We start from the raw sequence: 6,085 nt of genomic DNA, 5'->3' as shown, positions 1-6,085 counted from the left end.
ATATCCAGTGCCTGTGATTATATCGGATATGCCTCTAACAGCTTGGTGAAGCACTTCGTCAGCTTTCTTAAAAGCATCAAGGATGCTGACCTTGTGAACCTCTGCAAGTCTGTCGTTTGGAATTACAATCAGTGTATCAACCTCTCCATCCATGTTGCTGATACCTTCGATTGCCTGTTTGTTTCTTTTTGGGCCTTCAAAACCAAAGGGCTTTGTTACAACTCCGATGGTCAGAGCACCGATCTCTTTGGCTGCCTGAGCTATAATGGGAGATGAACCGGTACCAGTGCCGCCGCCCATGCCGGCTGTAATGAAAACCATGTCAGCGCCGTCTAGGGCTTCTGCAATTTTTGCCTGGTCTTCAATTGCGGCTTCTCTGCCAAGATTTGGATTTCCACCAGAACCCAGTCCCTTAGTTGTTCTTGTGCCTATTTGGAGTTTTGTGGAAGCTAGTGACTTTCTTAAGTCCTGAGCGTCTGTGTTAGCAACAACAAACTCAACACCATTTAGCCCCCTTTCAATCATGGCGTTAACAGCGTTGCCACCAGCGCCGCCAGCACCTACTACTTTTATTTTTGCTCTTGATTCTACTTTTGTATCTTCGAGTTCAAACTTGGCCATAACCTATCATCCTCCTGCAGGATATATTATTGCTGTGTAACCTATTTTCATTGTAACCTAAAAAAACTCTTGAAACCAGTTTTTCATGCTATCAAATATTTTTTTAAACACATTTTCATCTCTAATGCGGAGTTTTTTGTCTCCAGTGTACCCCGCGCCGTATAAAACCAGACCAACTCCAGTGGAGTAAACAGGGTTTGCTATTATATCTGTTAAGCCGCCGATAGCGGTTGGAATGCCCATTCTTACAGGCATTTCTAAGACTCGTTCAGCGAGTTCAACCGTACCATTCATGATAACACTTCCGCCAGTTATGACAACTCCTGCCGGAACTAATTCGTCATAACCCGATTTCATTATTTCGGTCTTGGCTAAAGTGAATATCTCTTCCATTCTGGGTTCAATTACCATAGCAAGATCTTTTCTAGATACTTTTCTAAAATGCTTGCCGCCGACGCTTGGAACCTCTATTTCTTCCTCTGGAGATACAAGCTCAGCTAATGCTGTACCATGTTTCTCTTTAATTTTTCTTGCTTCTGCTAGTGGAGTGGAGAGTCCAAGCGCAATGTCTCGGTCTATGTTATCACCGCCCAGAGTTACGTTCTCCGTATATCTTATACTGCCGCCTACAAATACGGCAATATCCGTGGTTCCGCCTCCACAGTCAATAAGCACTACTCCGATCTCTTTTTCATCTTCAGTAAGAACAGCCTCACTTGAGGCAAGCTGTTCTAGCACTACATCAGCAACATCCATTCCAGCGCCGTGAATACATTTTACTAGATTTTGTGCAGCTGTTACTTGTCCCGTAACGATATGAACTCTGGTTTCCAGCTTAACTCCGTATATGCCAATCGGATCTTTAATCCCTGTCTGTCCGTCAACTATATATTCTTGGGGAATTACGTGGATTATTTCTCTATCAGCAGGAATGAGCACGGCGTTTGCAGATTCAATAACTCTCTCTAAGTCCTGCCTTGCCACTTCTCTTTCTCTGATCGTAATCATTCCATGGCCGCTGATCCCTTTTATATGACCACCGGCAATACCCACAAAGACTGTTCTTATTTCACAACCCGCCATGTGTTCGGCTTCTTCAACGGCATTCTTAATGGACTGGATGGTGTTTTCAATATTTACAACCACCCCTCTTTTTAGACCAAAGGAAGGATATGTGCCTACCCCTATTATTTCTACTTCTTCAATTTCCGGATTGAATTCCCCAACAATAGCACATATTTTAGTTGTGCCAATATCTAAGCCTATTATCAAGTTTTGCTCTTTACCCATCTTCTTCAGCGTCAGTATTCACAACTTGCAAATCAAAATTTACAACACCCATACTCTCTGAGCTAATATTTATGTATTTCTCTTCTAAACCCAGCATCTGTGCATGGGTGATTATTTTCTCGACCTTGCGCCACTTATTTACAATATCTTTGGTATCAAATTCAATACGCTTTTTGTCTATTGTAAATAAATCAATGCCGTATATTGAATCTAGGTGGATCTCAGAGATCTGACTCCAATTAAGTACCTTGCTCTCTGAAGATAACTCTAATAATTGTATTGCCTCTTTTACAAGATCCGCGTCATTTATACCTTCGCCTATCAGGACAGGAAAATCAAGACCTTGCTCAAAATTTGATTGCCCTAAACGCTTTCCGTCTTGGCTAATGTAGTAAATACTGCCCTCTTGATCAACTATTAAGCAATATGCCTCTTCTTCTACAATGTCTATTGAAACTTTCTTTGGGAACTCTTTAGTGACTGTTACACTCTTTACCCATGGGTTTTTTAATATATTTTGCTCCACTGCGGACTCAAAAAAGAATATAGTGCTCTCATTATTTCTAAGCCCTGAGCGTTTGAGGATTTCCTTGTCTTGTATTTTGGTATTGCCGCTTATTGCAATTTCTGAAACAGTGAACGTCTCTAGATGAACAGTATAGTAGACCGCAATTCCCAGCGCTGCAAACACAATCAGTGCGCAGAGAACTTTTATGTACTTCATATATGAAAACTTGCTCTCTTCTACAATCTCGTCTTCAAGTTCTATCACTTTTCTTTGTTTCCTATTACTCTAACCTCTGTCTCTAGAGTAATTCCTCTTTTTTCAAAAGCCTCTTTTTTTGCAAGTTCAATCAAGCTAAGTACATCCTGAGCACTAGCGCCCCCAACATTTACAATAAAGTTTGCATGGAGATCAGAAAACATAGCTCCTCCAATAGAGTAGCCTTTAAGCCCCAGCTCTTCTATAAGCTGCCCTGCGGCAATGTTCTCAGGGTTTTTGAAAATTGAGCCAGTGTTTGACATCTTAATCGGCTGGGTTGAGTTTCGCCTGGCCATGTACTCCTTAACATTTTGCTCGCTCTTTGCACTGTCTCCTTTATGAAGTCCAAAAAGCGCTTTAGTTACAACGCTGCCCTTGGGCAAATTGCTCTTTCGATATTCAAAATTTATATCCTTTCTATCTATTGCAATCTCTTGTCCATCAAGCCATATCCAGACAGTCTCAACTACGTCTTTTATCTCACCGCTATTGGCTCCCGCGTTCATAAATATCCCGCCGCCAACAGTGCCCGGAATTCCTGCCGCAAACTCAAATCCGCAGAGCCCGGCTTTAATAGTCTGGTTCATAATTGTGCCCAAGATAACCCCTGATTCAGCTAATACTTTGGTGTCCTCTACTATCTCGAATTTTTTTAGTTTTTTTGTGGAAATAACTATTCCTGAAATGCCCATATCATAGACTATTGTGTTTGAGCCCTCACCAAGCACTACCCAAGGTATTTTCTTAGATGATAGAAGATTTAATAGCTCTATGAACTCAAGTGTGCTACCTGGTTCAACAACGGCGTCTGCATCCCCGCCGACCCTAAGCCAGGTATATTTTTTCATTGGATAGTCAGGCTTTACGCCTAATCCTAAGCTCTTTATTTGGGCTAGCAAATCCTTCACCTAATCTCCTCTACAATCTTTTCTCCAAATGCCCACACGTTGCCTGCTCCAAGCGTTATCACGAGGTCATCTGACTTTAGATTATCAACTACTGTTTTAAGCATCTTATCACCATTTAGATAGTGAACGTTCTTTTGACCTTTTTTTGAAATAGACTGAACTAGATTTTCTGAGGAAATTCCATCAACAGGGTCTTCACTTGCCGCATATATATCCATTATATACAACATATCAGTGTGCGAGAGAGCTTCCACAAATTCATCAAATAAAAGCTTTGTCCTTGAGTATCTATGGGGTTGAAAGATCACAACAACCCTGCCGTCATGGGAGTCTTTTAGTGCTGAAAGGGTTACCTCTATCTCTTTGGGGTGATGGGCATAATCATCAACAACAGTTATGCCTCTTGCCTCGCCCTTAACTTGAAGCCTCCTGTCTATGCCTCTAAACTCTGATAGCCCCTTACTTACCTCATCAAAGCTCATTCCAAGCTCAAGCCCGATTGCAATTGCCGCAAGGGCGTTCTGGGCATTATGGCGGCCTGGGACGTTAAGTGTAATTGACCCAAGCTCAGTAGAGTTCAAAATCACATTAAAGTTTGTTTCAAATCCTGATACTTCTACATTTTCTGCTCTTAGTTCTGCATCTTTATCAAAACCATATGTAATTATTCGCTTTTTAAAATCTTTTGAGAGCGCCTTCACTCTGGGGCAATCGAGGCAAAGAACGCTTAGACCATAGAATGGTATTTTGTTTAAAAATTCAAGGAATGTGCTTTCAAGCTCTGCCATGTCTTTGTAATAATCCATATGCTCTTCGTCTATGTTTGTGAGCACAGAGATAACTGGTGATAGTCTTAAAAATGAGCCGTCGCTCTCATCTGCTTCAACTACCATAAACTTGCCCCTTCCTAAGCGTGCATTGGTTCCCATGGCTTTAACTTTTCCGCCGACCACTATTGTTGGGTCAAGCTTTCCATAAGACAGCACCGCTGCTACCATAGAAGTTGTTGTGGTCTTTCCATGGCTTCCAGCTACGGCAATACCGTATCTTAGTCTCATAAGCTCAGCCAGCATCTCTGCTCTTGGAATTACGGGGATATTTAGCTCATTTGCTCTTACTACTTCTGGATTATCTGCTCTAATTGCAGAGGAGATAACAACCACGCCCGATCCTTCCACGTTCTTTGCGCTGTGGCCTATACTGATCTTAGCTCCCAAGTCTTTTAGTCTTTTAACAGTTGAGGATTGACCTAGGTCTGAGCCTGAGATCTCATAACCCATATTTATCAGAACCTCAGCTATTCCGCTCATCCCGATGCCGCCAATTCCTACAAAATGTATTCTTTTAATTTTGCCGTACAATATCTATCTCCCTACTCCAGCCATTTTGTATAGCGTATCCACAATATCTTTAGAAGCCTGTGGCTTACCAAGTCTTTTTGACTGCTCAGACATTGACTCTAATATTTCTATTTGAAGAATATTCTCTAATTCTTGGGCTAATTTCTCAGGTGTAGCGTATTTGTCTTCTATGAGGAATGCCGCTTGTCTCTCATGGAGTATTTTTGCGTTCTCAAGTTGATGATCGTGCGCTGCGAACGGGAACGGGACAAGTATAGAAGGTTTTCCGAGAGCTGTAATCTCAGCAATAGTTCCAGCACCGGCTCTTCCAATTACAAGGTGCGCTTTGCTGTAAGCCTCTGCCATATCATGAATAAACTCATGCACACTTGCGTCTATTCCATGATCGTCATAAAGATCACTTACCAAATCCAGGTCTTTTTTGCCGGTCTGATGCACAATATTTATATTTTCTCTTTTTATTTTAGAAAAGGCCTGAGGAAGTGATCTATTTAGAGAAGTTGCCCCTTGGCTTCCTCCAAAGATTAGAATATTTATTGAGTCTCCCTCTGAGGACTCGACCTTAGAGTTTAGTATGTCTTTTCTGATCGGGTTTCCTGTTATATGAACTTTGTGAGAGGGGAAGAACTGAACACTTGAGTCGAACGAGGCAAATATCTTATCTACAAACCTCCCTAAGATTCTATTTGTAACACCCGGAACTGTGTTTTGTTCACATATGGCCGTCGGCACTCTGAGCATAACGGCCGACATCAAAAATGGTCCCGACACGTATCCGCCAACTCCTAAAACAACATCAGGCTTATAGTCTTTGATTATTGAGGCTGAATCCAAAAGACCCTTTATAGCATGAACTGATGCCAGGCCTTTATTAAGGAGACCTCTCCCCACAAAGCCCTTGGAGCTTATGTGCTTTATTTCGTAGCCATGTTTTACAACAAGTTCGTTTTCCATGCCTCTTTTTGTGCCTACAAAAAGAATCTCATCTCCCTCGTTTCTCTCTGAAATCTCATTTGCTACAGATATCGCAGGGAACACATGTCCCCCTGTTCCTCCGCCGGCTATTATTATTCTCATTTTATTCCCGATCTGGATACGTTAAGTATAACTCCTACCGCTGCGAGGCTCGTTATAAGTGAAGT

General features: G+C 41.9%; 6 protein-coding genes. All 6 read right to left on the bottom strand.

Translation table 11 applies throughout. The features are described from left to right. On the bottom strand, window positions 1-621 hold a 621-nt coding region (locus AAF462_09450), incomplete at its 3' end, for a cell division protein FtsZ (GenBank protein ID MEM7009343.1). Window positions 622-678: 57 nt separating this feature from the next. After that, window positions 679-1,911 carry a cell division protein FtsA gene (ftsA, locus tag AAF462_09445; GenBank protein MEM7009342.1) on the bottom strand — a complete coding sequence of 411 codons (1,233 nt, stop codon included), beginning with the start codon at window positions 1,909-1,911 and terminating at the stop codon, window positions 679-681. After that, complete coding sequence (locus AAF462_09440) at window positions 1,904-2,683, bottom strand: FtsQ-type POTRA domain-containing protein (protein ID MEM7009341.1); 780 nt, start codon at window positions 2,681-2,683, stop codon at window positions 1,904-1,906. Before AAF462_09440 ends, ftsA begins: the two co-directional genes overlap by 8 nt. Further along, window positions 2,680-3,582, bottom strand: a complete 903-nt coding sequence (gene murB / locus AAF462_09435; GenBank protein ID MEM7009340.1) for a UDP-N-acetylmuramate dehydrogenase — start codon at window positions 3,580-3,582, stop codon at window positions 2,680-2,682. Before murB ends, AAF462_09440 begins: the two co-directional genes overlap by 4 nt. Continuing rightward, a complete protein-coding gene (gene murC, locus AAF462_09430) occupies window positions 3,579-4,943 on the bottom strand; it encodes a UDP-N-acetylmuramate--L-alanine ligase (protein ID MEM7009339.1) in 1,365 nt (454 codons plus the stop codon). The genes murB and murC overlap by 4 nt, the downstream gene beginning before the upstream one ends. Before the next feature lie 3 nt (window positions 4,944-4,946). Further along, on the bottom strand, window positions 4,947-6,020 hold the full coding sequence (gene murG / locus AAF462_09425; GenBank protein MEM7009338.1) for an undecaprenyldiphospho-muramoylpentapeptide beta-N-acetylglucosaminyltransferase: 1,074 nt from the start codon (window positions 6,018-6,020) through the stop codon (window positions 4,947-4,949). Window positions 6,021-6,085 lie beyond the last annotated feature (65 nt).

The sequence above is a fragment of the Thermodesulfobacteriota bacterium genome (assembly GCA_039028315.1).
Lineage (GTDB): Bacteria > Desulfobacterota_D > UBA1144 > Nemesobacterales > UBA2774 > CR02bin9.
The sequence above is the reverse complement of the archived record's forward strand: the minus strand, read 5'-3'. Positions and strand labels throughout refer to the sequence as shown.

Bases quoted from the DNA above. Each gene is read 5' to 3' on its own strand.
- ftsA (MEM7009342.1), bottom strand. From the start codon at position 1,911: ATGGGTAAAGAGCAAAACTTGATAATAGGCTTAGATATTGGCACAACT.
- murG (MEM7009338.1), bottom strand. From the start codon at position 6,020: ATGAGAATAATAATAGCCGGCGGAGGAACAGGGGGACATGTGTTCCCT.